Origin of the sequence: Pseudomonas sp. Sample_10 (assembly GCF_004321495.1) — a bacterium.
Taxonomy (GTDB): domain Bacteria; phylum Pseudomonadota; class Gammaproteobacteria; order Pseudomonadales; family Pseudomonadaceae; genus Aquipseudomonas.
In genome coordinates, this window is the sequence record NZ_RCOE01000038.1 from 1 (window position 1) to 835 (window position 835).

2 protein-coding genes are annotated in these 835 nt (G+C 57.8%); both read left to right on the plus strand.

Translation table 11 applies throughout. The features are described from left to right. On the plus strand, positions 1-251 hold a 251-nt coding region (locus tag D8U18_RS03370), incomplete at its 5' end, for an FAD-linked oxidase C-terminal domain-containing protein (RefSeq protein WP_277752456.1). A 39-nt stretch (positions 252-290) separates the two neighbouring features. After that, positions 291-835: fumarylacetoacetate hydrolase family protein (locus D8U18_RS03375; protein ID WP_131107021.1), on the plus strand; the 545-nt coding region annotated here is incomplete at its 3' end.

Consider the following 835-nt stretch of genomic DNA (forward strand, 5'->3'; position numbering starts at 1 on the left):
TGAACATCCTCAAGCCGGAAAACCTGAGCAAGGACGAGTTCTTCGCCAAGTGCGCCACCGTCAACAAGTGGGTGTTCGAAACCGTCGAGAAGTACAACGGTTCGATTTCTGCCGAGCACGGCGTGGGCATGACCAAGCGTGATTACTTGACCTACAGCCGTTCGCCGGTTGAGATCGAGTACATGAAAGCGGTCAAAGCGGTGTTCGATCCGAACGGCATCATGAACCCGGGCAAGATTTTCGCTGTTTGATTTTTCGAACTTTAAGAGCCAACGAAGCAGGAGTCGGTAATGAGCTATCAGCACCAGTATGTCGACGGTACGCGCATTCACTTCCCGCTGGGAAAAGTGGTGTGCATCGGCCGTAACTACGCCGAACACGCCAAGGAGCTGGATAATCCGGTACCGACCGAGCCGCTGCTGTTCATCAAGCCGGGCAGTTGCGTGGTGCCGCTGGAAGGCGGTTTCAGCATTCCGACCGAGCGCGGTTCGGTGCATTACGAAGCGGAAATCGCGGTGTTGATCGGCAAGCCCTTGTCGACCAAGCCGAGTGTGGAAGAAGTGCTCGACGCCATCTCCGGGTTTGCCCCGGCGCTGGATCTGACCCTGCGCGACAAGCAGGCCGAGCTGAAATCCAAGGGGCTGCCCTGGGAAATCGCCAAGTCCTTCGATGGCGCGGCGGTGATCGCTCCGTTCGTTTCCGGCAGCACGTTCGCTGATTTGACTGACATCGGCATCCGCCTGACCATCAACGGTGAAGTACGCCAGGACGGCAATAGCAGCGCGATGCTCAACCCGATCGTGCCGATGATCCAGCACATGGCCGGCTGCTTCTC